The 26,058-nt window shown below is 55.9% G+C and carries 24 protein-coding genes, 1 pseudogene and 1 riboswitch; of the genes and pseudogenes, 13 read left to right on the top strand and 12 right to left on the bottom strand.

What is annotated here, in order from left to right; genetic code table 11:
- The first annotated feature begins 39 nt into the window (after positions 1–39).
- Positions 40–510, top strand: coding sequence for a YehS family protein (locus tag ACSVHP_RS10590; RefSeq protein WP_234671957.1), 471 nt, complete (start codon positions 40–42; stop codon positions 508–510).
- A 94-nt stretch (positions 511–604) separates the two neighbouring features.
- Here the strand turns inward: ACSVHP_RS10590 and metG are convergent, their stop codons facing one another.
- Positions 605–2,638, bottom strand: a complete 2,034-nt coding sequence (gene metG, locus ACSVHP_RS10585) for a methionine--tRNA ligase (protein WP_447551877.1) — start codon at positions 2,636–2,638, stop codon at positions 605–607.
- 164 nt (positions 2,639–2,802) lie between these two features.
- Between metG and apbC the strand changes: the two genes are divergently transcribed.
- Positions 2,803–3,912, top strand: coding sequence for an iron-sulfur cluster carrier protein ApbC (gene apbC, locus ACSVHP_RS10580; RefSeq protein ID WP_447551876.1), 1,110 nt, complete (start codon positions 2,803–2,805; stop codon positions 3,910–3,912).
- An 88-nt stretch (positions 3,913–4,000) separates the two neighbouring features.
- Here apbC and ACSVHP_RS10575 read toward each other — a convergent pair whose 3' ends face one another.
- Positions 4,001–4,486: a GNAT family N-acetyltransferase gene (locus ACSVHP_RS10575; protein WP_447551875.1), complete on the bottom strand. Its 486-nt coding sequence runs from the start codon at positions 4,484–4,486 to the stop codon at positions 4,001–4,003.
- Positions 4,431–4,763 carry an RcnB family protein gene (locus ACSVHP_RS10570; protein ID WP_447551874.1) on the bottom strand — a complete coding sequence of 111 codons (333 nt, stop codon included), beginning with the start codon at positions 4,761–4,763 and terminating at the stop codon, positions 4,431–4,433. Before ACSVHP_RS10570 ends, ACSVHP_RS10575 begins: the two co-directional genes overlap by 56 nt.
- Positions 4,764–5,122: 359 nt before the next feature.
- On the opposite strand from ACSVHP_RS10570, the gene ACSVHP_RS10565 reads away from it, so the two are divergent.
- Genes ACSVHP_RS10565 through ACSVHP_RS10555 form a run of 3 tightly spaced genes read left to right on the top strand, consistent with a single transcriptional unit; the run spans position 5,123 to position 8,903 of the window.
- Complete coding sequence (locus ACSVHP_RS10565) at positions 5,123–6,253, top strand: polysaccharide export protein (RefSeq protein WP_447551873.1); 1,131 nt, start codon at positions 5,123–5,125, stop codon at positions 6,251–6,253.
- On the top strand, positions 6,244–6,690 hold the full coding sequence (locus tag ACSVHP_RS10560) for an arsenate reductase/protein-tyrosine-phosphatase family protein (RefSeq protein ID WP_447551872.1): 447 nt from the start codon (positions 6,244–6,246) through the stop codon (positions 6,688–6,690). Before ACSVHP_RS10565 ends, ACSVHP_RS10560 begins: the two co-directional genes overlap by 10 nt.
- Before the next feature lie 11 nt (positions 6,691–6,701).
- On the top strand, positions 6,702–8,903 hold the full coding sequence (locus ACSVHP_RS10555) for a polysaccharide biosynthesis tyrosine autokinase (protein ID WP_447551871.1): 2,202 nt from the start codon (positions 6,702–6,704) through the stop codon (positions 8,901–8,903).
- A 40-nt stretch (positions 8,904–8,943) separates the two neighbouring features.
- Here the strand turns inward: ACSVHP_RS10555 and ACSVHP_RS10550 are convergent, their stop codons facing one another.
- The 5 genes from ACSVHP_RS10550 to ACSVHP_RS10530 all read right to left on the bottom strand — a co-directional run bounded on the left by ACSVHP_RS10550 (position 8,944) and on the right by ACSVHP_RS10530 (position 13,320).
- Positions 8,944–10,410 carry a pyridoxal phosphate-dependent decarboxylase family protein gene (locus tag ACSVHP_RS10550; RefSeq protein ID WP_447551870.1) on the bottom strand — a complete coding sequence of 489 codons (1,467 nt, stop codon included), beginning with the start codon at positions 10,408–10,410 and terminating at the stop codon, positions 8,944–8,946.
- Between the two features lie 18 nt (positions 10,411–10,428).
- Complete coding sequence (locus ACSVHP_RS10545) at positions 10,429–11,805, bottom strand: diaminobutyrate--2-oxoglutarate transaminase (RefSeq protein ID WP_234671974.1); 1,377 nt, start codon at positions 11,803–11,805, stop codon at positions 10,429–10,431.
- 546 nt (positions 11,806–12,351) lie between these two features.
- Positions 12,352–12,708, bottom strand: a complete 357-nt coding sequence (locus tag ACSVHP_RS10540; RefSeq protein WP_234671977.1) for a hypothetical protein — start codon at positions 12,706–12,708, stop codon at positions 12,352–12,354.
- 27 nt (positions 12,709–12,735) lie between these two features.
- The gene (locus ACSVHP_RS10535; RefSeq protein WP_447551869.1) at positions 12,736–12,966 is read right to left on the bottom strand and encodes a hypothetical protein; all 231 of its coding nucleotides are present in this window, start codon (positions 12,964–12,966) and stop codon (positions 12,736–12,738) included.
- 81 nt (positions 12,967–13,047) lie between these two features.
- Positions 13,048–13,320: a hypothetical protein gene (locus ACSVHP_RS10530; RefSeq protein WP_447551868.1), complete on the bottom strand. Its 273-nt coding sequence runs from the start codon at positions 13,318–13,320 to the stop codon at positions 13,048–13,050.
- A 688-nt stretch (positions 13,321–14,008) separates the two neighbouring features.
- Between ACSVHP_RS10530 and ACSVHP_RS10525 the strand changes: the two are divergent.
- The 6 genes and pseudogenes from ACSVHP_RS10525 to ACSVHP_RS10500 all read left to right on the top strand — a co-directional run bounded on the left by ACSVHP_RS10525 (position 14,009) and on the right by ACSVHP_RS10500 (position 18,981).
- A pseudogene (locus tag ACSVHP_RS10525) lies at positions 14,009–14,947 on the top strand (hypothetical protein).
- Between the two features lie 122 nt (positions 14,948–15,069).
- Positions 15,070–15,339, top strand: coding sequence for a hypothetical protein (locus ACSVHP_RS10520; protein WP_447551867.1), 270 nt, complete (start codon positions 15,070–15,072; stop codon positions 15,337–15,339).
- 24 nt (positions 15,340–15,363) lie between these two features.
- Positions 15,364–16,305, top strand: a complete 942-nt coding sequence (locus tag ACSVHP_RS10515) for a hypothetical protein (RefSeq protein ID WP_447551866.1) — start codon at positions 15,364–15,366, stop codon at positions 16,303–16,305.
- A gap of 187 nt (positions 16,306–16,492) precedes the next feature.
- A riboswitch (TPP riboswitch) is annotated at positions 16,493–16,589 on the top strand.
- A 35-nt stretch (positions 16,590–16,624) separates the two neighbouring features.
- Positions 16,625–17,395 (top strand): hydroxyethylthiazole kinase, encoded by a 771-nt coding sequence (gene thiM, locus ACSVHP_RS10510; RefSeq protein ID WP_447551865.1) that lies wholly within the window; start codon positions 16,625–16,627, stop codon positions 17,393–17,395.
- Positions 17,392–18,192 carry a bifunctional hydroxymethylpyrimidine kinase/phosphomethylpyrimidine kinase gene (gene thiD / locus ACSVHP_RS10505; protein ID WP_447551864.1) on the top strand — a complete coding sequence of 267 codons (801 nt, stop codon included), beginning with the start codon at positions 17,392–17,394 and terminating at the stop codon, positions 18,190–18,192. Before thiM ends, thiD begins: the two co-directional genes overlap by 4 nt.
- 42 nt (positions 18,193–18,234) lie before the next feature.
- A complete protein-coding gene (locus ACSVHP_RS10500) occupies positions 18,235–18,981 on the top strand; it encodes a GntR family transcriptional regulator (protein WP_234672002.1) in 747 nt (248 codons plus the stop codon).
- Here ACSVHP_RS10500 and ACSVHP_RS10495 read toward each other — a convergent pair.
- From ACSVHP_RS10495 to ACSVHP_RS10485, 3 genes are read right to left on the bottom strand one after another with little or no spacing between them, the layout of a single operon-like run.
- Entirely contained in the window at positions 18,955–19,908 is a 954-nt protein-coding gene (locus tag ACSVHP_RS10495) for a PfkB family carbohydrate kinase (RefSeq protein ID WP_447551863.1), read from the bottom strand. The genes ACSVHP_RS10500 and ACSVHP_RS10495 overlap by 27 nt on opposite strands.
- Positions 19,905–20,909, bottom strand: coding sequence for an ADP-ribosylglycohydrolase family protein (locus tag ACSVHP_RS10490; RefSeq protein WP_447551862.1), 1,005 nt, complete (start codon positions 20,907–20,909; stop codon positions 19,905–19,907). Before ACSVHP_RS10490 ends, ACSVHP_RS10495 begins: the two co-directional genes overlap by 4 nt.
- Positions 20,906–22,183: a nucleoside permease gene (locus ACSVHP_RS10485; RefSeq protein ID WP_234672009.1), complete on the bottom strand. Its 1,278-nt coding sequence runs from the start codon at positions 22,181–22,183 to the stop codon at positions 20,906–20,908. Before ACSVHP_RS10485 ends, ACSVHP_RS10490 begins: the two co-directional genes overlap by 4 nt.
- Positions 22,184–22,433: 250 nt before the next feature.
- On the opposite strand from ACSVHP_RS10485, the gene fbaB reads away from it, so the two are divergent.
- Complete coding sequence (gene fbaB, locus ACSVHP_RS10480) at positions 22,434–23,486, top strand: class I fructose-bisphosphate aldolase (RefSeq protein ID WP_234672011.1); 1,053 nt, start codon at positions 22,434–22,436, stop codon at positions 23,484–23,486.
- Positions 23,487–23,540: 54 nt separating this feature from the next.
- Here the strand turns inward: fbaB and ACSVHP_RS10475 are convergent, their stop codons facing one another.
- Entirely contained in the window at positions 23,541–24,482 is a 942-nt protein-coding gene (locus tag ACSVHP_RS10475; protein WP_447551861.1) for a sugar-binding transcriptional regulator, read from the bottom strand.
- 201 nt (positions 24,483–24,683) lie between these two features.
- Between ACSVHP_RS10475 and dalD the strand changes: the two genes are divergently transcribed.
- Positions 24,684–26,051: a D-arabinitol 4-dehydrogenase gene (dalD, locus tag ACSVHP_RS10470; RefSeq protein WP_447551860.1), complete on the top strand. Its 1,368-nt coding sequence runs from the start codon at positions 24,684–24,686 to the stop codon at positions 26,049–26,051.
- Positions 26,052–26,058: the final 7 nt, after the last annotated feature.

Here is a 26,058-nt window from a genome sequence, read left to right as displayed (position 1 = left end):
ACACTGCGCCCCATTGCATCACCGACAGTTGAAGGCTCTATGCTCAGTAACGATATTCTCCGTAGCCTGCGCTACACCCTGAAAGCAAACAATAACGACATGGTGCGCATTCTTGCGCTCTCCGACATGGAATCCACCTCGGCCAGCTTCGATACCTGGATGACCAAAGAGGATGAAGAGGGCTTCGTTCGCTGCCCGGACATTATTCTGTCTGGCTTCCTGAACGGCCTGATTTATGAAAAACGCGGCAAAGATCCGGCCGCGCCCGAGCTGGCGCTGGAGCGTCGCGTGAATAACAACACGGTGCTGAAAAAGCTGCGCATCGCCTTCTCGCTGAAAACGGACGATATCGTGGCGATCATGACCGAGCAGAAGTTCCGCGTGTCGGTGCCGGAAGTGACCGCCATGATGCGCGCGGCGGATCATAAAAACTACCGCGAGTGCGGCGACCAGTTTATGCGTAACTTCCTGCGCGGGTTGACCCACCGGGTGCATCATCCTAAGGGGTGATTTTTAGCCGGGTAGCGGCTTGATGCCCTCACCCCGACCCTCTCCCACGGGGAGAGGGAGAAAAAAAAGCCGGAGATAATCTCCGGCTTTTTTGTTATTTCACCTGCTGACCCGGCTTCGCGCCTTCGTCAGGGCTTAACAGGAAGATATCTTTCCCGCCTGGGCCTGCGGCCATCACCATCCCTTCCGAGATGCCGAAGCGCATTTTGCGCGGGGCCAGGTTTGCCACCATCACCGTCTGGCGACCGATCAACACCTGCGGATCAGGATACGCGGAACGGATACCGGAGAAGACGTTACGCTTCTCGCCGCCCAGATCCAGCGTCAGGCGCAGCAGCTTGTCAGAGCCTTCCACGAACTCCGCGTTTTCGATCAGCGCCACGCGCAGGTCGACTTTCGCGAAATCATCAAAGGTGATGGTTTCCTGAATCGGATCGTCCGCCAGCGGGCCGGTCACCGGTGCCGCCGCAGCCTTCACCTCTTCTTTAGAAGCTTCGACCAGGGCTTCAACCTGTTTCATTTCGATACGGTTGTACAGCGCCTTGAAGGTATTCACCTTATGGCCGAGCAGCGGCTGCTGGATAGCATCCCAGGTCAGCTCGGTGTTCAGGAAGGCTTCAGTACGTTCTGCAAGCTGTGGCAGAACCGGCTTCAGCCAGGTCATCAGCACGCGGAACATATTCAGACCCATGGTGCAGATCGCCTGAAGGTCAGCGTCGCGGCCTTCCTGCTTCGCCACCACCCACGGAGCCTGTTCGTCAACGTAGCGGTTAGCCACGTCGGCCAGCGCCATGATTTCACGAATCGCTTTACCGAACTCGCGGCTTTCCCAGGCTTCCGCAACCGTTGCAGCCGCATCGGTGAAGGTTTTATACAGCGCCGGATCGGCCAGCTCGGCTGACAGAACGCCGTCAAAACGCTTGGCGATAAAGCCCGCGTTACGGGAAGCCAGGTTCACCACTTTGTTCACGATGTCGGCGTTCACGCGCTGCACGAAATCTTCCAGATTCAGGTCGATGTCGTCAATGCGGGAAGAGAGCTTCGCGGTGTAGTAGTAGCGCAGGCTGTCCGCGTCGAAGTGGTTCAGCCAGGTGCTGGCCTTAATGAAGGTGCCGCGAGACTTGGACATCTTCGCGCCGTTAACCGTCACGTAGCCGTGCACGAACAGGTTGGTCGGCTTGCGGAAGTTGCTGCCTTCCAGCATCGCCGGCCAGAACAGGCTGTGGAAGTAAACGATGTCCTTACCGATGAAGTGATACAGCTCGGCGGTAGAATCTTTCTTCCAGTATTCGTCGAAGCTGGTGGTGTCGCCGCGCTTGTCGCACAGGTTCTTGAAGGAGCCCATGTAGCCAATTGGCGCGTCCAGCCAGACGTAGAAATATTTGCCCGGCGCGTTCGGGATTTCGAAGCCGAAGTACGGCGCATCGCGGGAGATATCCCACTGTTGCAGACCGGATTCGAACCACTCCTGCATTTTATTTGCCACCTGCTCCTGCAACGCGCCGCTGCGGGTCCACGCCTGGAGCATTTCGCTGAACGACGGCAGGTCGAAGAAGAAGTGCTCGGAGTCACGCATTACAGGGGTTGCGCCAGAGACCACGGATTTCGGCTCGATAAGCTCGGTTGGGCTGTAGGTCGCGCCGCACACTTCGCAGTTATCGCCGTACTGGTCCGGGGATTTACATTTCGGGCAGGTGCCTTTCACGAAACGGTCCGGCAGGAACATGCCTTTTTCCGGATCGTAGAGCTGAGAGATGGTGCGGTTTTTAATAAAACCGTTCTCTTTCAGACGGGTGTAGATAAGCTCCGACAGCTCGCGGTTTTCGTCGCTGTGCGTGGAGTGATAGTTGTCGTAGCTGATGTCAAAGCCAGCAAAATCAGTCTGATGCTCCTGACTCATTTCGGCAATCATCTGCTCAGGTGAAATCCCCAGCTGCTGGGCTTTCAGCATGATTGGCGTGCCGTGGGCATCGTCCGCGCAGATGAAATTAACCTGGTGGCCGCGCATTCGCTGGTAACGGACCCAGACATCAGCCTGGATATGCTCCAGCATGTGGCCGAGGTGGATTGAGCCGTTGGCGTACGGCAGGGCGCACGTTACCAGAATTTTTTTCGCGACTTGAGTCATAGTAGGCATTACTTCTTTTAACTGTGAAAAGGGGTTTCGATGTTACCCGAAAGGGAATAACTACGCCAAGCGATAAGGGCATTAATCCGTAAATGAATAATTGTCACCTCTGGGGTAAACTTGTTCATTACACGTCTTTCTAGAACAACCACAAAGGAGTCGGGATGAGTTCGCAATCCCAGGCCAAATCACCGGAAGCCTTACGCGCAATGGTCGCCGGAACGCTGGCTAATTTTCAGCATCCAACCCTGAAGCACAATCTCACCACCCTGAAAGCGCTGCACCACGTGGCGTGGCTGGACGATACGCTGCACATTGAGCTGCAAATGCCGTTTGTCTGGACCAGCGCGTTCTACGTGCTGAAAGAGCAAACCAGCGCCGAGCTGCTGCGCATCACCGGGGCGAAAGCCATCGACTGGAAGCTGAGTCACAGCATCGCCACGCTGAAGCGGGTGAAAAACCAGCCGGGCGTGAACGGCGTGAAAAACATCATCGCCGTCAGCTCCGGCAAGGGCGGGGTGGGTAAATCCTCAACTGCGGTGAACCTGGCGCTGGCGCTCGCTGCCGAAGGGGCGAAGGTCGGTATTCTGGATGCCGATATCTATGGCCCGTCCGTTCCGAATATGCTGGGTGCGGAAAACCAGCGTCCAACCTCGCCGGACGGCACGCACATGGCGCCGATTATGGCGCACGGCCTGGCGACCAACTCCATTGGTTATCTGGTGACCGACGATAACGCGATGGTCTGGCGCGGCCCGATGGCCAGCAAGGCGCTGATGCAGATGCTGCAAGAGACCATGTGGCCGGATCTCGATTATCTGGTGCTGGATATGCCGCCGGGTACCGGGGACATTCAGCTGACGCTGGCGCAGAACATCCCGGTAACGGGGGCGGTTGTGGTGACCACGCCGCAGGATATCGCCCTGATCGACGCCAAAAAAGGCATCGTGATGTTCGAGAAGGTGGAAGTGCCGGTGCTCGGCATCGTCGAGAATATGAGTATGCACATTTGCAGCAACTGCGGTCACCATGAGCCTATCTTCGGCACCGGCGGCGCGGAAAAACTGGCGGCGCAGTACCACACTCAGCTGCTGGGTCAGATGCCGCTGCATATCACGCTGCGTGAAGATCTCGACAGCGGTAAGCCGACGGTTGTCAGCCGTCCGGAAAGTGAATTTGCGGAGATTTATCGCCAGCTGGCAGGGCGCGTTGCGGCGCAGCTTTACTGGCAGGGTGAGGTTATCCCGAGCGAAATCGCCTTCCGCGCGGTGTAAATCTTCTTTGCTTGAGTGCCGGGTGGCGCTTCGCTTACCCGGCCTACCCGGTTTTGTAGGTCGGGTAAGGCGAAGCCGCCACCCGACTTTAACGCAATCGATAGTGCATCAAAAAATAGTCGCCGTCCGGCGATCTCCCCGATGCTTCAATATGCCAGCCGTGGCGCTGGTAAAACGCCACCGCCCGTTCGTTTTTCACCAGACACTTCAACGCGCCGGTACTGGTAAAGGTCTTTTGCACCTGTTCCAGCAAGGCATTGCCCACGCCCTGTCCCTGATACTGCGGGTCGACAAACAGGTTGTGCAGAAAATTATCGTTAGTCCAGACCGAGGCAAATCCCACCCGGTGCCCGTCCTGCTCGGCAACCCAAATCTGTTCATCCAGGGTCGCTGCATCGAAATCTTCAAGCTGCCACGCGTCGCTGGCGAGCCACGGCCAGGCTTCACGCCGCGCATGTAAATACAGCGTGCGCAGGAAGGGGCGATCGCTCTCCTGCCAGGCACGCACGGTCACGGAATTAGCGGTGATAGAAAATATCTCCGTTATAGGCTTTATGGATTTTGCCGTCGGCATCGCCGATCAGGACGTAATTCTCGCCCATATAGGTCCAGTGGGTGCCTGCGTCCGGTGCCGGGAGATTGCGCAACTGATACTGCTTGATGGTGTATTCAGGCGTCTGGTAAAGCGCGGGTGCGGTATCACCAATCTTAAATTTGGTGAAATCGGCGATGAATTCTTGTTCTTCGTAAGCCTGAATCCCTGAAGGGGCGGCTGTCGTCGCAGGCGCGGAGAAGGCGGCACCTGCAAAAGACATTAACGCACCCAGAAGCAGTAATTTACCTTTAGTCATTGTTTCTCCGGTTTTTCTTCATTGAGCAAAAGTGGGGGCTGCCGTTCCAGGGCTTTCCTTAAGACGGTCCATTTTATGGCTGGCGGTCTTGCCCGGTCGAAAAAAAATGTAACAAAGTTTTGAGTAGGGGTTTATCGGTTTGCTCTGAAATAAAGATGAATTTAAGCGTTTATTTATTTGCTGGGTTATCTCTTCATATTCTTGTTTAAATTGTGTGGTTATTATTAACGGCTGACCATGAATTGATTTTAATCTGCTTTTTATTTTACGGCGCGGACCGTTCTGCCTGCCGTGTATTTACCGTCAACACATCAGGTTTTCTGCCTGCTTAATTAATAATGGTTATCGTTAATAATAATATGAAATTAATACATTCTCTGTTTCTGGCCTCCGCGCTGTTAATTACGGGGTGCCAGGTGACGCCCGGACAGCATGTTAAAACGGCGGGGAAAAATAAGCCCGACGTGGCGGATAAAAATTTCGACATCGATAAGATGATCGATATTTACCCGCTGACCCCGGCGGTCATTGAAAGCCTGCGTACCTCGCCGTTAACCTCCCGAGCCAATCCCGCTCTGGACGAGCAGCTAAAGCAGTGGCAATACCATATCGGGCCGGGGGATGTGCTGACGATCACCGTCTGGGATCACCCGGAATTAACCACGCCAGCGGGGCAATACCGCAGCGCCAGCGACACCGGAAACTGGGTCGGGGCCGACGGATCGCTGTTTTATCCCTATGTCGGCAAAATGCACGTCGCGGGTAAAACCCTTGAGGAGGTGCGCGACGTCATTACCGCTCACCTGGACAAAATCATCGAAAGCCCGCAGGTGGATGTCAGCATCGCCGCATTTCGCTCCCAGAAAGCCTACGTCACCGGAGAGGTGGCAAAATCCGGGCAACAGCCCATCACCAATATTCCGCTGACGGTCATGGATGCGGTCAACGCGGCGGGGGGACTCTCCGCTAACGCCGACTGGCGCAACGTGGTGTTGATTCACGAGGGCAAACATTCCCAAATTTCCCTCTATGCGCTGATGCAGCACGGCGATCTGACCCAAAACCACCTGCTGTGGCCGGGGGATATTCTGTTCATTCCGCGTAATGACGCCCTGAAAGTGTTCGTGATGGGCGAGGTGGTGAAGCAAAGCACCCTCAAAATGGATCGCAGCGGCATGACGCTCGCCGAGGCGTTAGGCAACGCCGGAGGCCTGAACCAGAACATGGCGGACGCCAGCGGGATCTTTGTGATTCGTTCCGCGCGCGGGAGCAGCGGCAAAGGCAAGATTGCCTCGGTGTATCAGCTTAACGCCCGGGACGCCTCCGCGATGGTGTTAAGCACCGAGTTCCACCTTGAGCCTTACGATATCGTCTACGTCACCACCGCGCCGCTCTCGCGCTGGAATCGCGTGGTGAGTCAGCTGGTGCCCACCATTAGCGGCATTCACGATCTGACCGAAACCGTCCGCTATATCAAAACGTGGCCATGATGATGATTCAGTCGGTCCTCGTCGTCTGTACGGGCAATATCTGCCGCTCCCCGATGGGCGCGCGCCTGCTGCAAACCCGCGTGCCCACTATTCGGGTGGGATCCGCAGGGATTTACGGCCTTGAAGGCCAGGGCGCCGATCCGCGCGCGACGGCGATTTGCCGTCAGCACGGCGTGTCGCTTAACGATCATATCGCGCGAAAGCTGACGATTTCGATGCTGCGCCAGTCGGATCTGATCCTCGTAATGGAACGGGAGCATCTGAACCGCATTTCAGCGATTGCGCCCGAGATGCGCGGCAAATGCCTGCTTTTTGGGCGCTGGCTTGATGTGCAGGAGATCCCCGACCCCTACGGCAAAAGCCAGGAGGCCTTTGACTACGTGTTTGGCCTGCTGGCGGGGGCGAGTCGGGAGTGGGCCAGACGGCTTAACAGGTAAAGGATTAACCCATGTTATCGAAAAATGATTACGCCTATGGCGAATCTGCTGAAATAAAGGAGATAGAGCTGGGGCGGATTATTGCCGAGCTTTTTGACCATCGGCTTTACGTCATCTTTATCACCCTCTGCTTCGCCACTATTGGGGTGCTGGTTGCGCTGTTTTCAACCCCGGTTTATGTCGCCGATGCGCTGGTGCAAATCGAGGACAAGCAGCAAAACAGCCTGCTGAAATCGTTAAACCAGCTCACGCCGGGCCTTACGCCGGACGCCTCGGCGGAGATCCAGCTGCTGAAATCACGCATGATCCTCGGTAAAACCATTCACGATCTCGGCCTGCGCTATCAGGTGACGCGCGTGCGATTTCCGCTACTGGGGGAAGGCTGGGCAAGGCTGACGAGGGAAACACCGGCGGTATTAACGCTGGGGCTGCTGGAGTTTACTGGCGAACAAACAGGGGAGCGGGCGCTAACCCTCACCGCGCTCGGGGAGGGGCGATTCCGCATCGAAGGGGAGGGGCTCAGCGCCTACGGCATGGCCGGGCAGATGCTGCAAACGCCGGGCCTGACGCTGCGCGTCAATACCCTCGACGCGGCAGCGGGCACGCGCTTTACGATAGCGCTACTCTCGCTGCCGCACGCCATTAACGATCTGAATACGCGTTTTAGCGTCAAGGAGGTGGGCAAGGAGAGCGGGATGCTTAGCCTCGGGCTGACCGGCACCGATCCGCAGAAGATTGCCGCGACGCTCAAAAGCATCACCGATAATTATCTGCGACAGAATATCGCCCGTCAGGCGGCGCACGATTCTCAGAGCCTCGCCTTTTTACAGCGCCAGCTTCCGGGCGTGCGCGCGCAGCTGGAGGATGCAGAAAAGCGGCTCAACAGCTATCGCCGGCAGCGGGATTCGGTCGACCTGAATCTGGAAGCCAAATCGGTGCTGGAGCAGCTCGTTAACGTCGATAATCAGCTCAACGAGCTGACCTTCCGCGAGGCGGAAATCGCGCAGCACTTTAAAAAAGATCACCCGAACTACCGCGCCCTGAGTGAAAAGCGTCATACCCTGGAGGATGAGCGCGGAAGGCTAAACCGGCGCGTGTCGGCAATGCCCACCATCCAGCAGGAGATCCTCCGTCTGAGCCGGGAAGTGGACTCCGGGCGCGCCATTTACCAGCAGCTGATGACCCGCCAGCAGGAGCTGAACATCTCCCGTTCCAGCACCATTGGCAATGTACGCATCATTGATGAGGCGCTGACCAGCCCGGATCCCGTAAAGCCACGCAAGATGCTGACGGTGGCGCTCGCCACCCTGATGGGGCTGATGTTCGCCGCCGTTTCGGTGATGGCGAAAGCGGTGCTCAGGAAGGGGATCGACTCCCCCGACCGGCTGGAGGCGCAGGGGATGAACGTCTACGCCACGCTGCCGCGCTCCGCCTGGCTGTGGCAGAAAACCCGCTTCAGCAGAATGCCGTTCTTCTGCGCCACGGAAAAACACCAAACCACCAACGTGCCGTTTCTGCCCGTCGACAGGCCGCTGGATATTTTTGTTGAAGCGGTAAGAGGGCTACGCACCAGCCTGCACTTCGCGATGATGGATGCCGATAACAACATCCTGATGTTCAGCGGCCCGGCGCAAAACTGCGGCAAAACGCTGGTCAGCACCACCCTCGCGGCGCTGGTGGCGCAGGTTGGCGAGCGCGTGTTGCTGGTGGATGCGGACATGCGTAAAGGCTATGTTCACAACATTTTTGAGCTGAGCAATGAGGCGGGTTTATCGGACGTACTGTCCGGGAGAGTGGTGTTTCAGCAGGCGGTTCAGACCTACGCGGCGTCCGGTATTGACGTGGTGACCTGCGGCCAGGTGCCGCCCAATCCGTCCGAACTGCTGATGCACGATCGCTTTAAAAAGTTCATGCAGTGGGCGAGCGAACAGTACGACATGGTGATTGTGGACACGCCGCCGATTCTGGCAGTGACCGACGCGGCGCTGGTGGGCAGCATTGCGGCCTCGACGCTGCTGGTGGCGCGCTATAACGTGACCAGCGTGAAGCAGATGCTGGTCTGCACCCGGCGGCTGCAAACCATGAACGTCAACGTTAAAGGCGTGGTGTTGAATGACGTGGTGAAGTCGGCGGTCAATGGCTACGCCTCGGGCTACAGCCTGCATGAGGATGCGGTGATGGAAAACGCGGGAAGTCGGGGGAGGGGGAGATAAAAAAACGGGTGCGGACAGCGGTCCACACCCGTCAGAGCGGTTACTTCGCCATTACTTCCTGCGCGGTACGCTCAACCAGCGACAGCAGGACCTGAATGTCCTCCAGCGTCACGGTTGGGTTCAGCAGGGTCAGCTTCAGGCAGGTGATACCGTTATGCTCGGTTACGCCCACGTTCGCACGACCGGACTCAAGCAGCGCATCGCCGATCTTCTGGTTCAGCAGGGCGATACCTGCGTCATCCATCTGCGTTTCTGGACGGAAGCGGAACAGCACGCTTGCCAGCTGCGGCTGCATCACCAGCTCAAGAGCAGGCTGCTCTTTAACATAGGCCGCAACCTGCTGCGCCAGCGTCACGCCGTGATCGATGATCGCCGCGTATTGCTCCTGACCCAGCGCTTCCAGGCTCATCCACAGCTTCAGCGCGTCGAAACGGCGCGTGGTTTGCAGAGACTTGGAGACCAGGTTCGGTACGCCCGCTTCTTCGTCGAACTCAGAGTTCAGATAGGCCGCCTGATAGCGCATCAGCTCGTAGTGACGCGCTTCTTTCAGCAGGAACGCGCCGCAGCTGATGGTCTGGAAGAACTGCTTGTGGAAGTCCAGAGTCACGGAGTCCACCAGCTCAATGCCGTCCAGGTAGTGACGATACTGCTCAGACATCAGCAGCGCGCCGCCCCAGGCCGCATCAACGTGAACCCAGATATTCTGCTTCGCCGCCATTTCAGCAATGGCGCGCAGCGGATCGATAGCACCGGCATCGGTAGTACCCGCCGTCGCGACAATCGCCAGGATCTGCTCGCCGTTCGCGTTGCACTGTTCGATTTTCGCGGCCAGATCGCTGAGATCCATACGCGAGAATTCGTCCGTTTTCACCTGCACCACGGACTGGTAGCCCAGACCCATCAGCGCCATGTTTTTCTGCACGGAGAAGTGCGCGTTTTCGGAACACAGCACGCGAATTTTGCGCAGATCGCCCACCAGACCGTCCTGCTGAACGGAGTGACCCTGACGCGCGAAGAACGCGTCACGCGCCAGCATCAGGCCCATCAGGTTGCTCTGGGTACCGCCGCTGGTGAAGACACCCGCATCGCCAGCCTGATAACCCACGCGGGTACGCAGCCATTCGATCAGTTTAATTTCGATGATGGTTGCGGACGGGCTTTGATCCCAGGAGTCCATGCTCTGGTTTGTGGCGTTGATCAGCACTTCTGCCGCCTGGCTTACGACCAGGCTTGGGCAGTGCAGGTGCGCCACACACTGAGGATGGTGGACGGACAAGCTGTCTTTCAGGAAGAACTCAACGGCGCGTTCAATCGCCGCTTCGTTGCCCAGACCTTTCGCATTGAAGTCCAGCTTGATGCGGTCGCGCAGCTCGGCGACCGTTTTGCCCTGGTACATCTCAGGCTGTTTCAGCCACTGCATCACAGCCTGAGTGCTTTGTTCAATCGCCTGCTGGTAAGCGTCGATGCTCTTAGCAGAGGAGAACAAAATTGGGTTTGAATCAGACATCGTATTCAACAACTCCGGTTAGGCCGGGCGAACGCCCGCAGCAAGCAGCGCCTGCTCGAATTTATCCAGGAACACTTTCAGCTCGTCATCGCTGATCAGCAGTGAAGGCAGCAGGCGCAGCACGATACCGTTACGGCCACCGCGTTCCAGAATCAGACCATTTTCGAAGCACTTCTTCTGGATCAGCGCAGACAGCTCGCCGTCGCCCGGGAAGCAACCCATATGGTCAGCCGCTTCGTTTGGCTTGACGATCTCGATACCGATCATCATGCCCAGACCGCGCACGTGGCCGATTACCGGATAGCGTTTCGCCATCTCTTTCAGCTGGCCTTTCAGCCATTCGCCCTGAGCGGCAACTTTGCCGGCGATGTTCTGATCTTTGAGGATTTTCAGCGTCGTCAGACCGGTTGCCATCGCGAGCTGGTTGCCACGGAAGGTGCCGGTGTGGTGACCAGGTGCCCAGGCATCGAACTGCTTTTTGATACCGAGAACGGCCAGCGGCAGACCGCCACCGACGGCTTTGGACATCACGATGATGTCTGGCTCGATACCCGCGTGTTCAAAGGCGAAGAATTTACCGGTACGGGCAAAGCCAGCCTGAACTTCGTCGAGGATCAGCAGAATGCCGTGTTCCTGAGTCACTTTACGGATGCGTTGCAGCCACTCGGCCGGAGCCGGGTTCACGCCGCCTTCGCCCTGAACCGCTTCCAGAATAACGGCCGCAGGTTTGCGCACGCCGCTTTCTACATCGTTAATCAGGTTGTCGAAGTAGTAGGTCAGCGCTTTCACGCCCGCTTCGCCACCGATACCCAGCGGGCAGCGGTATTCGTGCGGGTAAGGCATGAACTGCACTTCTGGCATCATGCCGTCGACCGCTTCTTTCGGAGAGAGGTTGCCGGTCACGGACAGCGCGCCGTGGGTCATACCGTGGTAACCACCAGAGAAGCTGATGATACCGCTACGACCGGTCACTTTTTTCGCCAGCTTCAGCGCCGCTTCAACGGCATCCGCACCGGAAGGACCGGTGAATTGCAGGCAGTACTCTTTGCCCTGACCCGGCAGCAGTGAGAGCAGGTATTCGGAGAACGCGTCTTTCAGAGGCGTTGTCAGATCCAGGGTATGTAACGGCAAGCCGCTGGTAATGACATTTTGGATGCTTTTCAGCACATCAGGATGATTATGTCCAAGCGCGAGGGTGCCTGCGCCTGCTAAACAGTCAAGGTATTCTTTATTATCTGCATCGGTGATCCACACGCCGTCTGCTTTAGTAATCGCTAAAGGCAGCTTGCGCGGATAACTCCTGACGTTAGATTCAAACTCGGCCTGACGGGCCAGATAGGTTTCGTTGCTTTTATGGGCATCTACAGTGTCAATACGGACTTTATCCGTCATCATATCACTCCTACAACCGCCGCTTCGTTATGAGCAACGATTGAATAAAAAGTTAAAAAACAGATGGGGCCTGAAAAAAACGCCGCCAATATAGAGCCTTTTGCCACGGGGCTCAATGGTTAATTTGTTTACTGTTTTGTTACGCAGCAGTTAGGGGAGGCAGCATCATAAATCCCGGTCATAGGTACAGGGGTTTTATAGTGTAAAATCAGCAGGTTGAAACACCTCTGACCTCTGTGTAAAGGTACTCATTAGAGTGTTACAAATCGTGCCTTTTTTTGATCTAAAAAGAGGCTTGACGCCCCCTGAAGATAATAACTTCTACGTAGCCTGACGGCTGGAGGCGGTCAAAAGCGGGATGAGGTGATTCTTATGCTGCTAAGTACATTGATTTATTATCGTAAAATAAATAACGCCCATAAAAAAGCCAACCGCAACCAGCCCTAGCGACACGAGGGTGCTACAAAGGATTAATTTCATTACGTTGAGATCATTACAGAGGAAGAGATTATCAGCGCTGAAATAGTGGCGGCCTGTGCCGCCAGTATTTTATTTCGTTAACTGGCTATTCACGACCTTATCGTTTTCAACCACTAAGCGTAAAATATACCCGCTCTTGTGCCATTCGCCATTATTCGGCTTCCAGCCTTTAGACAGCAAATATTCCGCCACGTCGGAAATGGGTTTATTCATGGCATACGCCGCATCAGCAGACAGCGCTTTATAGCCTGAGCCCGCTTTGGCGTTCTGGGCTTTGGTTTTGGTGATGTCACAGGTCCCGTTGGCATCGCTCACCTGCGTACAGCCAGAGTGCTCCAGCTGCGCGCGGTATTTTGCGCTAATCGCGTGAGCAGGCGAAATGGCTACCACAGATAAGAGAGCTAACAGCGCTAGTTTCATTTTCATAACGACGTTCCTTTAATGATAAAGATATCAGTGGTGCTTTTTCTTTTCTTTTGAATCGCTTACCGCATCATGGGCGTTGGCATAAGCCGCCGCCATCGAGGCATTATTGATGGACGCCTGCCGCGTTTGCTCCCCAATGTAACAGGCATCCAGGCTGACGCCTGTGGCCTGGCATTCAGCGATGCGCTGTTGCGGAGTAGAGCAGCCTGTTAACAGGGTAGCCCCTGCCAGGGCGATTAACATGATTTTTATTTTCATATATTTACGTCGTTATATTTTTGCTATCAACATGGATTAATTAACGGTGTCGCTTAACGCGCCGACGTCAGAGTTTATAAATCAGGCATAACGTCCTGAACGACCAGCCTGAGTCGTCTTATCAGATGCCACTTCAAGAGCGTTATTTTGTCTTTTCCAGAGGGCGGTGAAAGCTGGCGTTTCTACCCTCCTGATTAGAACCCGTGGACCGGCATTCCCGTTGTCGCCTGCGCCTTGCGTTTCGACGATGCTGACGCTGTCCCATTCGAACTTCACTTTGCATAGCGCAGTGTAAGCATGAGCCACGGTTACGCCAGACACAGCCAGAGCAATAATTGTTTTGTTCACTCGCATGTAAAACACCATCATTAACGTATTGGGTAGGTTCAACTGGCTTGCTTTGCGGCATGGACAACGCTCTTCTAAGGGCCTGCGCCAAAGAGGTTAAAAGCGGTCAAAACGCCCTTTAGTTTCGTGACTGAACTATCAATTAAAGCCAAACTGATGATCTTGATCTAAATCATGTGTCTAATGAATAGGTTTAAGGTCATGTTATTGTTTTTGTTAATGTTTACATTGAGTTGGGAGTTGCCGCTTTCGGATGCTGAATGAGGATAAGGGCTTGATTGGCATCTGGTTGTGCTGTTTTTATAACCAGTTTGAGAACGACTTAATGTTTCAGGTGAAAGAGGCTAAGGCGATTAATGAAGGCGCGGGCAGGGCGTTGAGGCAAATAAAAAATTTTCCCTGCCGGCGTTCATCACGCTCTTAACCTTCCAAGCGAATAAAAGAGATGCGTGAAAAACGTGTTGCTTCCGGCCTTTTGCCCCGGGAGAATGATTGATACAGTTTATGTTTAAGTAACTGATTGAATAAATTGTAATTTTTCTCGGGGGCCTTCTTTGTGAGGGCAGAGAAATACCCGTATTACCTGATCTGGATAATGCCAGCGTAGTCCTGGCGACTATCATCATATAAATCAAAAGATTATTACTCCTTTTCGTCCCGTATTGTCCAGCCGTAACACATTGAGGCTCTCCAAATGGGACACAAAACCATTCGCCACACCGTTAAACGTAACGGGGTTTATTATGTTCGTTTTCGCTTGCCTGATATTAAGTTTTTCCGTTAGTCGTTAGAGACTGACAGCCACACCAGGCGCAGTTGCTCATGTCTTTTGCTTCTCCTGTAATTCCTTTGGTTCAACGTGGAACCATCCAACCGGATCACTTCGGTAGGCGTCTTTCTGAGTATGGCAATAGTTTGAAGCAGCAGAACGAACAATGGCTGGCGCAACAATTTCTGAATGATGTGCGGCGCCATATTCAGCCAATGGTTGCTCAGGAAGACCGCGAGGTTGTCACTCCTTCGCGAAATGAGGAAGAACACACTGAAGCTCAACCAGAACACGTGTTAACAATGGCTGGCGTGTGGAATATGTATAAAGATGAGAAAGCCCAAAACTGGACGAAGGCAATTTAACAGGCCAATGAGCGCTTTATGGAAGTCATGTTAATTGTCCTCGGTGCATCAACAGAAGTAACGAAGATAACCAAGCAGGACATCATGCAGGTGATGGAAGTTGTTGAAAACATGCCAAAGCGCGTTGTACAGCCTTATCGGTCGATTACTGTTCAGCAACTAACCGAGTGGGATTTCCTTGTTTCGTTAACCATCAATGGAAAGTGAAGATTTTCTAGCCTGTGTCGGGTAAGAACATGCATAAAATCGGCAAGGTCTTGGCTGATGTCCGTGATCAGCTGGGTATTTCGTATCTTGATGATTGTGGACAGCGCCGACTGGCAAATTCATTCCGGCAAACCATGATTTTAACCTATTAAGCTGGCAGGGTTGTAACTTGGCACATCTGCAACAGGTAATCGTTCATGAGAAAAGCGGATCAGGAATCACCCAGGATTATCTGCATATGTTTCCTTTATTTTCAGTCTGCTATTTGAATGATGGTCTTCACTGGGAATGATGAAATCAAAATTTTGTCTACCATTTTGATGCCGATCAAAAAAGTCTTTAGGAATCATCTTGAAATGGAGGTTCAGAGTATTCATATAGTTTGAGTATTCATTTCAAAAGGAAATTGGATCTATGGCAAATTGCGAAGATCAGCATCGTTACTGGGATTTTTTTGAAAAGCTTCCTGACGATCAAGGAGGAATGGGTAGACATAAATGTTGTGGTTGCGCGTATGAAAAAGGTTATGAAGCAGGTATAAGGCGCGATGAAACACTTTGGATTAATTTAGATTCCCTTCCTGAAAGCCAAGCTGGAAATGTAAGGCATAAGAGCCCGCATGCTGCCTATGCTCAGGGGTATCTTGACGGAATATCTATGTCTTATGGAAAAAGTAATCGTTGATGAAACTTATCGAAGGGAGAAGAAATGACTAGCCGAAGAATTGCTTATGCCTATTACGATCCAAAATGGAACAAATCAACGATGCCAATTGTAGCGCTAAACAGAGTTGAAGTTGAGCCGTTGGAATATGAAGCAGAAATGAAAGGATATCTTCACTGTCCTTCATGCTATGAACCTTTGTTAAGAGTTCCAGGAGATCCAGCTGTGTCTATCATGGCGAATGGCGCTGAAGCTCTTTTTAGACACTACCCTGATGAAGACGCACCGTATTGCCGTTTACGAAGTGGGATCATGGTTGGGAAAAAATACGATAACGAAGCCGAAGCAGCACAAGCCGTTGAAGATGGTGAACTTATTATTATTAGTGGTTTCAAGCAAGAGCGGCCTCAGAATAACGCAAGACAACATGATGAGGAACATGCTGAACTGGTTGAAACAGAATTTGAAAGTGAGAATGGGCCGCCTGTTAATGTTCCTGCCTCTAGGCATGAAGGCCAGACCTTCAACCTACCAAGTAAGGTGACAAGCGTTCAATCGTTGTGCACCAATTTTCGCCAAAACTACTATCGAGATATCCACGTTGCGGTAGGGGACCATGTATATCATTATGTTTTAGCAGAGTCTTTGAAAGAGGCTGCTGAGATCGATTCTGAAGATGATATTCCCAATTTTTATTTTGGAGAAATTGTACGCATAGATCGATTTGAACATAACAGTCACGTATTTTTGAGGCACCCTAGGCTTGTTGGCAATGTCGATTTCAGAATATCTGCCAGTAATGGTGATTTGGATGCCAGAGGAATTACTCAGGCAAACGCATTGAGGCGGATTCTGCTCTTTTTTGGAAAAATAGCCTCATGTGGTGCAGGATACTGGTCCAAAGATAAAACGTGGGGAGAAATTGCCATACTTCCAGCGAAGTATGAGGATTTTCTTCGTACGAACTACAGACGTGACGAAGAGTAATTTTCAACATGTTTCAAATAGCAGGGGCATTTTTTTTTGCCCCTGACTAGCGTCAGTGTAATTGTCACTCATCCTTTCACACATTGCCCAAAAGGTTCGCTTTAGCCGTTTACAGCACTTCCCGCTAGCATTACTATCCCGTTCAGAGATTAATGAGAAGCATTAATCTCAAACTTTTGATTTTGTAGTAAATGACTCGGGGTGCCCTTCTTTGTGAAGGCTGAGAAATACCCGTATTACCTGATCTGGATAATGCCAGCGTAGGGAAGTCAGATGCCTTCCCGGACATCGCTTCTTCACGCAAGGCAGGAGCGATACCATGCAGCCTGACCTGCTCGATCTACACGTTTTACATCAGTTCCGAACCCGTTCTCCGCTTACCCACTGTATGACCAACGATGTCGTACAGACGTTCACGGCCAACGTGCTGCTGGCGCTTGGCGCGTCACCTGCGATGGTGATTGAGGCCGAAGAGGCCGAGCAGTTCGCCGCGCTGGCGGACGCGCTGCTCATTAACGTCGGCACGCTCACCGCGCCCCGGGCGCAGTCGATGCGCCGGGCGATTGAAAGCGCCGTGGCGGCAGGCAAGCCCTGGACGCTCGATCCGGTTGCGGTGGGGGCGCTGGCGTTTCGCACCCGCTTTTGCCAGCAAGTTCTCTCCCTCCAGCCTGCCGCCATTCGCGGTAATGCCTCCGAAATCCTCGCCCTTGCCGGGATGAGCGCGGGCGGGCGCGGCGTGGATACCACCGATACCGCCGCCAGCGCGCTGCCTGCGGCACAGGCGCTGGCGCGGCAGACCAACGCGATTGTGGCGGTGACCGGGGAGGTGGATTACATCACCGACGGGCAGCGCACCCGGTCGATAGCGGGCGGCGATCCGCTGATGACCCGCGTGGTGGGAACGGGCTGCGCGCTCTCGGCGGTAGTAGCGGCCAGCTGTTCGCTACCCGGCGACAGGCTCGACAACGTGGCGGCGGCCTGCGGCTTTATGAAACGCGCCGGCTCGGTTGCCATAAGCCACTCTCGCGGCCCGGGCAGCTTCGCCAGCGCGTTCCTCGATGCGCTCTACGCGCTGGAGGATCGCGCATGAAGCGAATCAACGCATTAACCATTGCCGGGACCGACCCGAGCGGCGGGGCGGGGATCCAGGCCGATCTCAAAACCTTCTCGGCGCTGGGGGCGTACGGCTGTTCCGTTATTACCGCGCTGGTGGCGCAAAATACGCGCGGCGTGCAGTCGGTGTACCGCATCGAGCCTGATTTTGTGGCGGCGCAGCTCGATTCGGTGTTCAGCGACGTGCGCATTGATACCACCAAAATCGGGATGCTGGCGGAAACGGATATCGTCGAGGCGGTGGCGGAAAGGCTCAGGCGCTATGAGGTGCAAAACGTGGTGCTCGATACCGTGATGCTGGCGAAAAGCGGCGACCCGCTGCTCTCATCCTCGGCGGTGGATACGCTTCGTAAAAAGCTGCTGCCGCAGGTGGCGCTGATCACGCCAAACCTGCCGGAGGCCGCCGCGCTGCTCGACGCGCCGCATGCGCAAAACGAGCGCGAGATGAAAGCCCAGGGCCACGCGCTGCTGGCGATGGGCTGCGGGGCGGTGCTGATGAAAGGCGGTCATCTTGATGATGCCGAAAGTCCGGACTGGCTCTTTACCCGCGACGACGAGGTGCGTTTTACCGCCCCGCGCGTGCAGACCAAAAACACCCACGGGACGGGATGTACGCTCTCGGCGGCGCTGGCGGCGCTGCGCCCGCGCCATCAGAACTGGGGCGATACGGTACAGGAGGCCAAGACCTGGCTTTCTGCCGCGCTGGCCAAAGCCGATACTCTGGAGGTGGGTCACGGTATTGGGCCGGTTCATCATTTTCATGAATGGTGGTAGATCGTATACTGGCAGGAAACCTCACGCCTGAGAAAAACAGAGATGGAACAAGCGCATACCCGGTTAATCGAGCAGTTACTGGAGCGAATTTCCGCACCGGACAACACGCCCCTGTACCTGAAGTTTGCCGACACGGTGAAAAACGCGGTGCGCAGCGGCGTGCTGGCGCACGGCAATATCCTGCCGGGCGAGCGCGATCTGAGTCAGTTAACCGGGGTGTCGCGCATTACGGTGCGTAAGGCGATGCAGGCGCTGGAGGAAGAGGGCGTGGTGACCCGCGCCCGCGGCTACGGCACGCAAATCAACAATATCTTTGAATACTCCCTGAAGGAGGCGCGCGGGTTTTCTCAGCAGGTGGTGCTGCGCGGCAAAACGCCCAACACGCTGTGGGTGAATAAACGGGTGGTGAAATGCCCGGAAGAGGTCGCCAGCCAGCTCTCGCTGCCCGCGAACAGCGATGTCTTTCTGCTTAAGCGTATTCGTTACGTGGATGACGATGCCGTATCGATTGAGGAGTCCTGGGTGCCGGTGGGGTTAATTCACGACCCGGACGCGATCGGCATTTCGCTTTACGACTATTTCCGCAGCCAGAATATCTTCCCGCAGCGCACCCGCTCCCGCGTCAGCGCCCGGATGCCGGACAGCGAATTTCAGACGCACATTAAGATGGATGACAAAATTCCGGTGCTGGTGATCAAGCAGGTTGCGCTCGACCAGCAGCACCGGCCCATTGAGTACAGCATTAGCTACTGCCGCAGCGATCTATACGTCTTTGTGTGCGAGGAGTAGTTCCTCGCGCGTTGGCGCACAATCGCCGCCCCGGTGGCTCACCACCCAGGCGGCAACCGCGTTACCCAGCCTGACCGACTCCGCCAGGCTCCAGCCCGCCGCCAGCCCGGCAAGCGTCCCGCCCGCATGGCTGTCTCCCGCGCCGATGGTATCCACCACGGTGGCCGCAAACGCCGGAACGTTGCCGGACTGTCCCGCCTCATACCAGGCCGCGCCGTCTTTGTCGTGACGCACAATCAGCGGCGAGCCGAAACGCTGCTGCCAGTGAGCGCCCAGCGACTCTACCTCCACGCCGAGCCTCTCTGCGGCAAGCTGCGCCTCCTGACGGTTAAGCGAAACAATCGGTTTGCAGGCCATGATCCGCGCCATCAGGTCGTCGGGGATATCGGCAATACGCGGGCCAAAGTCGATAAATGCGGTGACGTCCTGAAGATCTTCCAGCCAGCGCGTCAGCATCTCGCCGCTCGGCGAGGCCAGCTGATAGCCCGACAGATACACCAGGCTGTTTTGCGGCACGCTAAGCGAGTCAAGCCAGCCCTGCTGCCACTGGTTCTCGACGCCGCTGAACGACATAAACGTCCGCTCGCCGTCCGGCTCCACCAGCGCCAGGCACCAGCCGTTATCGCCATTTTCGGCTTCAACGGCGCTGTGCAGATCCTGCTTTTGCATGGCGTTGCGGATAATATCCGCCCACACGCCGTGGCCGACGGGTAGCGCGTTTTGCGCCGAAATGCCGAGGCGCTTCAGGGCGATGGCAATATTCAGCGCGCAGCCGCCGATGTTCACGCCCTGCTGTTTAAGTTCGATATCGCAGCCGCGCCAGGGCAGGGCGTAGGCGTCGGCGATGACGTCTATCACCGCCGCGCCCAGCACCGTCACCGGACGCGTGGCCTGCAATGTCTCAAGGTGTCGGGCAAACGAATTCATACCCCCTCCCGTTTCTCCCGGTAGTGCAGCAGTTTTTCGCAGTAATGGCCGAAATCAAGCTGATTGACGGCGTCGAGCTCTGCCTTCAGCGCCGGATCGATAGCCTGTACGCCGTGCAGCGCGCCGCAGACGGCGGTCGCCATCGCGCCGATGGTGTCGGTATCGCCGCCGAGGTTAGCGCATAACATCGCGCAGCGGTTCGGGTCGGTTCCGGCCAGTTCGACCATCGCGATAGCCGCCGGAACGGACTCGATGGTGCTGGTGCCCGCGCCGACCAGCTGATACACCTGCTCGCTGGCCGATTCCGTGCCGTTGGCTTCGCGCACGACCTTGAGCGCCAGTTCGATACGTGCCGCCAGCGAAGCGCTGAAGGTGGTGGTTTTCGCCTCCTGAGCGTAGCGCGCGATCCCCGGCAGGGCATCAACGATGTTCTGCCAGCGCTCTCCGTCAATCGCGCGGGAAATCGCCCAGGCAATGACCACCGCACCGGCAACGGCGAGGTCGGATTTATGGGTCGGGCTGGAGGCCAGCGCGACCTGCTCAACAAAGTGTTCAAGGCGGGTCGCCGGCAGCAGGCAGCCCAGCGGGGAGGCGCGCATCGCCGCCCCGTTGGTGACGCCGTTGTTCTCCAGTTCGCTCACCGGTTTGCCGTCACGAATGGCGTTCAGCGCGATTTTAGAGGTCGGGCCGAGCACGTTTTTATTGAACGCGTCGAACCCTTCCGCCCAGCGCAAAATGTGTCTGCCGATAGCGTCGGCGTTAATCTCGCCGTCGCATTCGATGATGGCGTCCGCGAGGCACAGCGCCATTGAAGTGTCGTCGGTAAACTCGGCGCGGTTGAAATAGCAGGCGGCGTTATTCTCCGCAGGCCCCGGCAGGAAACGGTCGATCCAGCCGAAGTGCGCCTTCACGCGCTTGCGCGGCCACAGCTCCGACGGCATGCCCATCGCATCCCCCAACGCCTGCCCGTAAAGAGCACCGAGAACACGTTCTTGTTTCATTTAACTTCCCCTTGTGTCAGCGCGGTATCGCCATCAACCACCTCAATTGCGGTGATCTCTTTATCCGATTCGCGGAAAAACAGCATAAACAGCACGGCAATCACGGCAATCATGATCCCGCCGAATGCCCACATTCCGGCCCAGTTGAAGGTCAACCCGTTCACCGGCTCTTTGTATGCGAACATTTTTTCCATCATCACGCCGCCCAGGCGGTAGCCCAGCAGGCTACCAAAGCCCTGACAGCACAGCGTAATCAGGCCCTGCGCCGCGGTGCGCATGTGCGCGGGCGCTTTTTTGTCCACGTAGATGTACGCGGTCACGTAATAGAAGTCGTAGCTCACGCCGTGCAGCAGAATGCCGAGGAACAGCAGGGCGTAGGTGAAGTATTGTTCCGCGCCGCCGTAAACGAAAAAGCCGTAGCGGATGGCGGCGGTAATCAGACCCAGCAGCAAGACCTTTTTAATACCAAAGCGTTTGGTAAAGAACGGCAGGGCGAGCATAAAGAAGATTTCGGAGAACTGGCCGAGGGTCATCCAGCCGGTGGCGTTTTTCATCCCCACTTCGGTGAGATAGCCGTTGGCGAAGATGTAGTAGAAGGCCAGCGGCATCGCGAACAGGAACGAGCAGAAGAAGAACACCAGGAAGTTCTTGTCGCGCAGCAGGATCAGCGCGTCGAGGCCGAGCATCACCTTGAAGTCGAGCTTGCCGGTGCTCTTCGGCGGCGTGTTCGGCAGGAACAGGGCAAACACGCCCAGCAGCGCGGAGCTGGCGGCGGTCATCAGCAGCGGAATGTTGGTATCCGAAATGTCGCTGTAGCCGAGCATCTGCGGCAGGAACCCGCAGGCGAGGCCGGAGGCGATCCAGCCGATGGTGCCCATCACGCGGATGCGCGGGAAGTCCGCTTCCACATCGTCCACGTTGGCGAAGGCGATGCTGTTGGTGAGCGCGATGGTCGGCATATAGGTCAGGGAGTAGATCAGCAGCAGCGGGAAGAAGGTGCTGAACTGGGTTTGCTGCGCGGCGAAGTACATCAAAATCGCGCCGGCGAACATCAGCACCGACAGCACCTTCTGGGCGGCGAAGAAGCGGTCGGTCAGCGAGCCGACGAGAATAGGCGAGAGGATCGCGGCGATGGCGGTACAGGCATAAGACCAGCCAATTTCCCCGGCGGTAAAGCCGCTTTTGCTCAGCCAGAGCCACAGCGGCACAAACCACGCGCCCCAGATAAACCATTCAACAAACATCATGAATGACAGTTGGACTTTCGTTTTCATTGTTTAATCCTGCATGTCAGAGAGGGTACGCCTTTAACATACCACTCAATAATACCTTTTAAATACCTTTGGCGTGAATGTATGACCGATGTAACATTTTTGTTGTAAATGAATCGAGCCAGCAGATTGTGCTTAAAAAAGTTGCAGACGCTGGAAAATCTGTTAAGTCGGTACCAGGATTAGTCTGCCTGCACACTCCAGGCTTGGATCACACGCTCCGACCTCACGTCGGACTTACGGGAGCATCACTATGACTGATATTGCGCAGTTGCTTGGCAAAGACGCCGACAGCCTTTTACAGCATCGTTGTATGACCATTCCAGCCGACCAGCTTTACCTGCCTGGCCATGATTACGTTGACCGCGTGATGGTTGACAATAACCGCCCGCCTGCCGTGCTGCGAAACATGCAGACGCTGTATAATACCGGACGTCTTGCCGGCACAGGGTACCTGTCTATTCTGCCGGTTGACCAGGGCGTTGAGCACTCTGCGGGTGCCTCGTTTGCCGCCAACCCGCTCTATTTCGATCCGAAGAACATTGTCGAACTGGCGATTGAAGCGGGCTGTAACTGCGTGGCGTCGACCTACGGCGTGCTCGCCTCCGTGTCCCGCCGTTACGCGCACCGCATTCCGTTCCTCGTGAAGCTGAACCACAACGAAACCCTGAGCTATCCAACCGAATATGACCAGACCCTGTACGCCAGCGTCGAGCAGGCGTTCAACATGGGCGCGGTGGCGGTTGGGGCGACCATCTACTTCGGCTCCGAGCAGTCGCGCCGTCAGATTGAAGAGATCTCTGCGGCGTTTGAGCGCGCGCACGAGCTGGGCATGGTGACGGTGCTGTGGGCGTATCTGCGTAACGAAGCGTTCAAAAAAGACGGCGTGGATTACCACGTATCCGCCGACCTGACCGGGCAGGCTAACCATCTGGCGGCCACCATCGGCGCGGATATCGTGAAGCAGAAAATGGCCGAGAATAACGGCGGGTATAAGGCGGTGAACTTTGGGTACACCGACGACCGCGTCTACAGCAAGCTGACCAGCGATAACCCTATCGACCTGGTGCGCTACCAGCTGGCGAACTGCTATATGGGCCGCGCGGGGCTGATTAACTCCGGCGGCGCGGCGGGCGGCGAAACCGACCTGACCGATGCGGTGCGCACGGCGGTGATCAATAAACGCGCGGGCGGCATGGGGCTGATCCTCGGCCGTAAGGCGTTTAAAAAGTCGATGGCCGACGGCGTGAAGCTGATTAACGCGGTGCAGGATGTGTATCTGGATAAGAAGGTGACTATCGCCTGAGCAGGCGGCCCGCCTCGTGCGGGCCGTTTTAATGAGGCTACACAGCGCGGAAGACTAGCGGGTTAATAGCCAGCGGGCGGTGTGTTCATCGGTCACCAGGCCATTGATCCACTTGCCTTTTAACGCCGCCAGAATAGCCGGGCGTTTGTCCTCGCCGCAGGCCGCCGCTATGCGCGGGCAGGGATTCTGGCGAATATCGTAGCTGGTGATCAGGCTGTTGATCAGGGTATCGACGACCTGGCCTTCAGCGTCAATAAAGCGGCCAAGAATTTCCCCCACCCCGCCGTGAGCGGTTAATTCATCAAGCTGCGCCCGATTGATAAACCCGTCTTTGAAGATCGGGCTTTGCACGCCCAGGGCGCCAATACCGACAAAAATCACGTCGGCTTCCTGCGCCGCTGACGAAACGTTGTGAAACAGACGGGTGCCGCACCACAGCTTGTGCTCTTCGCGAGATTGCGCGTAGCGTGGGGCGGGCCACTGATAATATTTGCCCTGGATTTTACTCGCCAGCAGCAGGGGCACATCGTCGTAATAGTTACACTGCCCTTGCTCGTTCATGGCGCTGATCAGCGCCACGCACCGGCTATTCGGGCTGTCAAAATCGATGCGTTTGATGGTTTTTTTCAGCGTCAGACCGGAGCCAATCCCCACCACCCTGCGCGCGTCGCCCTGTAGGTAGCGGGCCATCAGCTGATAGCAGCCGAACGTCACCGCATCCAGCGTGCTCTCGCTGCTGTAGACGGGCACGATAGTGCAGTCGCTGAGCTGGTACTTCTCCTGCAACAGCTGTGCATAGTCAAGGCAGTGAGCGACAGGGTGGTGCAGCCCTATTGAGACAATCCCTTCTTCCTTGGCGGCGGCCAGCAGACGCTGCACAACGGGTCTTGATGTCCCCAGCTGGCTGGCAATTTCGCTCTGGTTTAACCCGGTGACGTAATACATCCATGCGGCTCTGACCTTCTGATCCAGCCTGATGTCATCTTCTTTGCTCACGCTTTCCTGCCTCGATAGTAGGGCCTAATGCCTGACCGATAAGGCGCCATTCTGGCGGCTGCTCAGCGGGTAGGCAAGTGTTTTGCTCGCAACTGGTCATTTGTAATTTTTATGGGCATTTGTTCTTTTGTGATCTAACGCTCTTAATTTACACAAATGATTAACTACAGTGCTTACATAACCTCACAGGAGAGCAGAACAATGCACAAGCAAAATACCTGGCTTCACATCGGATTAGGATCTTTCCACCGGGCGCATCAGGCGTGGTACTTACATCGCCTGATCGCCGCAGGCGACACCCGCTGGCATATCGCGGCGGGTAATATTCGCAACGATGCCGAGAACGTGGTGCAGGCGCTGGCGGCTCAGCAGGGACGCTATGTGCTGGAAACCGTCAGCCCGGCGGGGGAGCGCGAATACGAAGAGATCGCCTCTATTCAAAAACTGCTGCCGTGGCAGGCGGATCTCCAGCCGCTGATCGCCGAAGGTGCCAGCCCGCAGACCAAAGTGATCGCCTTTACCGTGACGGAAGGGGGCTACTACCTGAACACTCACCATAAGCTGGAGGTGACCAACCCGGATCTGGCAGGCGACTTGCAGGGCGCCTGCAACACCATCTACGGCGCGATCGCCCGCATTCTTGAAGCGCGTATGGCTAACGGTGCCGGGCCGTTAACCCTGCTGAACTGCGATAACGTGCGCCATAACGGCGAGCGCTTCCACGACGGGCTGGTGGAGTTTTTACACCTGACCCGGCGGCAGGCGGTTATCGACTGGCTGCGCGTTAACGCTACCTGCCCGAACACGATGGTCGACCGCATTACGCCGCGCCCGGCCGCCGATCTTCCGGCGCGAATTAAAGCGCAAACCGGCATCGACGATCGCGTGCCGGTGATGGGTGAAACCTTTATCCAGTGGGTCATTGAGGACAACTTCCGCGACGCGCGCCCGGCGCTGGAAAACGTCGGCGTGGAGCTGGTGGAATCGGTCATTCCCTACGAAGAGGCGAAGATCCGCATCCTTAATGCGTCCCACAGCTGCATCGCCTGGGCGGGAACGCTCATCGGCCAGCGCTATATCCATGAAAGCACGCTTACCGATTTCATCTATCAGATAGCCGATCGCTACGTGACGGAAGATGTTATCCCGAGCCTTGGCGATAACGGCATCGATTTACCTCTCTATCGCGACGTGGTGCTTAAGCGCTTCACCAACCCCTACATTCAGGATACCAACCAGCGGGTAGCGGCCGACGGATTTTCCAAGATCCCGGCGATGATCGCGCCAACCCTACGGGAATGTTATCAGCGCGGCGCCCGCCCGGAGGCCACCGCCATGCTGCCGGCGCTGTTCTTCGTCTTTATGCAGCAGTGGCATCTCGGCAAACTGCCTTATGAGTACCAGGACGGCATCCTGGACGCGGACGCGGTGCACGCCATGTTCGAGGCGGCCGATCCTGTTGCGGTATTTGCCGGGGATAAAGCCCTGTTTGGCGATCTGTGCGAGCGGGCGGATTTTGTTGCGCTCTTGCGCGAGAAGATTGCTGCCGTCAATACGCTTATCGGTTAAGGAGGCG

It is taken from the genome of Enterobacter sp. 186315, from assembly GCF_053290175.1.
The sequence above is the reverse complement of the archived record's forward strand: the minus strand, read 5'-3'. Positions and strand labels throughout refer to the sequence as shown.

Bases quoted from the DNA above. Each gene is read 5' to 3' on its own strand.
- apbC (WP_447551876.1), top strand. From the start codon at position 2,803: ATGAGTTCGCAATCCCAGGCCAAATCACCGGAAGCCTTACGCGCAATG.
- ACSVHP_RS10500 (WP_234672002.1), top strand. From the start codon at position 18,235: ATGGAACAAGCGCATACCCGGTTAATCGAGCAGTTACTGGAGCGAATT.
- ACSVHP_RS10545 (WP_234671974.1), bottom strand. From the start codon at position 11,805: ATGATGACGGATAAAGTCCGTATTGACACTGTAGATGCCCATAAAAGC.
- ACSVHP_RS10495 (WP_447551863.1), bottom strand. From the start codon at position 19,908: ATGAATTCGTTTGCCCGACACCTTGAGACATTGCAGGCCACGCGTCCG.
- dalD (WP_447551860.1), top strand. From the start codon at position 24,684: ATGCACAAGCAAAATACCTGGCTTCACATCGGATTAGGATCTTTCCAC.
- ACSVHP_RS10540 (WP_234671977.1), bottom strand. From the start codon at position 12,708: ATGAAAATGAAACTAGCGCTGTTAGCTCTCTTATCTGTGGTAGCCATT.
- thiD (WP_447551864.1), top strand. From the start codon at position 17,392: ATGAAGCGAATCAACGCATTAACCATTGCCGGGACCGACCCGAGCGGC.
- ACSVHP_RS10515 (WP_447551866.1), top strand. From the start codon at position 15,364: ATGACTAGCCGAAGAATTGCTTATGCCTATTACGATCCAAAATGGAAC.
- ACSVHP_RS10485 (WP_234672009.1), bottom strand. From the start codon at position 22,183: ATGAAAACGAAAGTCCAACTGTCATTCATGATGTTTGTTGAATGGTTT.
- ACSVHP_RS10490 (WP_447551862.1), bottom strand. From the start codon at position 20,909: ATGAAACAAGAACGTGTTCTCGGTGCTCTTTACGGGCAGGCGTTGGGG.
- ACSVHP_RS10530 (WP_447551868.1), bottom strand. From the start codon at position 13,320: ATGCGAGTGAACAAAACAATTATTGCTCTGGCTGTGTCTGGCGTAACC.
- ACSVHP_RS10520 (WP_447551867.1), top strand. From the start codon at position 15,070: ATGGCAAATTGCGAAGATCAGCATCGTTACTGGGATTTTTTTGAAAAG.
- fbaB (WP_234672011.1), top strand. From the start codon at position 22,434: ATGACTGATATTGCGCAGTTGCTTGGCAAAGACGCCGACAGCCTTTTA.
- ACSVHP_RS10550 (WP_447551870.1), bottom strand. From the start codon at position 10,410: ATGTCTGATTCAAACCCAATTTTGTTCTCCTCTGCTAAGAGCATCGAC.
- ACSVHP_RS10590 (WP_234671957.1), top strand. From the start codon at position 40: ATGCTCAGTAACGATATTCTCCGTAGCCTGCGCTACACCCTGAAAGCA.
- ACSVHP_RS10555 (WP_447551871.1), top strand. From the start codon at position 6,702: ATGTTATCGAAAAATGATTACGCCTATGGCGAATCTGCTGAAATAAAG.
- metG (WP_447551877.1), bottom strand. From the start codon at position 2,638: ATGACTCAAGTCGCGAAAAAAATTCTGGTAACGTGCGCCCTGCCGTAC.
- ACSVHP_RS10535 (WP_447551869.1), bottom strand. From the start codon at position 12,966: ATGAAAATAAAAATCATGTTAATCGCCCTGGCAGGGGCTACCCTGTTA.
- ACSVHP_RS10565 (WP_447551873.1), top strand. From the start codon at position 5,123: ATGAAATTAATACATTCTCTGTTTCTGGCCTCCGCGCTGTTAATTACG.
- thiM (WP_447551865.1), top strand. From the start codon at position 16,625: ATGCAGCCTGACCTGCTCGATCTACACGTTTTACATCAGTTCCGAACC.
- ACSVHP_RS10575 (WP_447551875.1), bottom strand. From the start codon at position 4,486: ATGCCGACGGCAAAATCCATAAAGCCTATAACGGAGATATTTTCTATC.
- ACSVHP_RS10570 (WP_447551874.1), bottom strand. From the start codon at position 4,763: ATGACTAAAGGTAAATTACTGCTTCTGGGTGCGTTAATGTCTTTTGCA.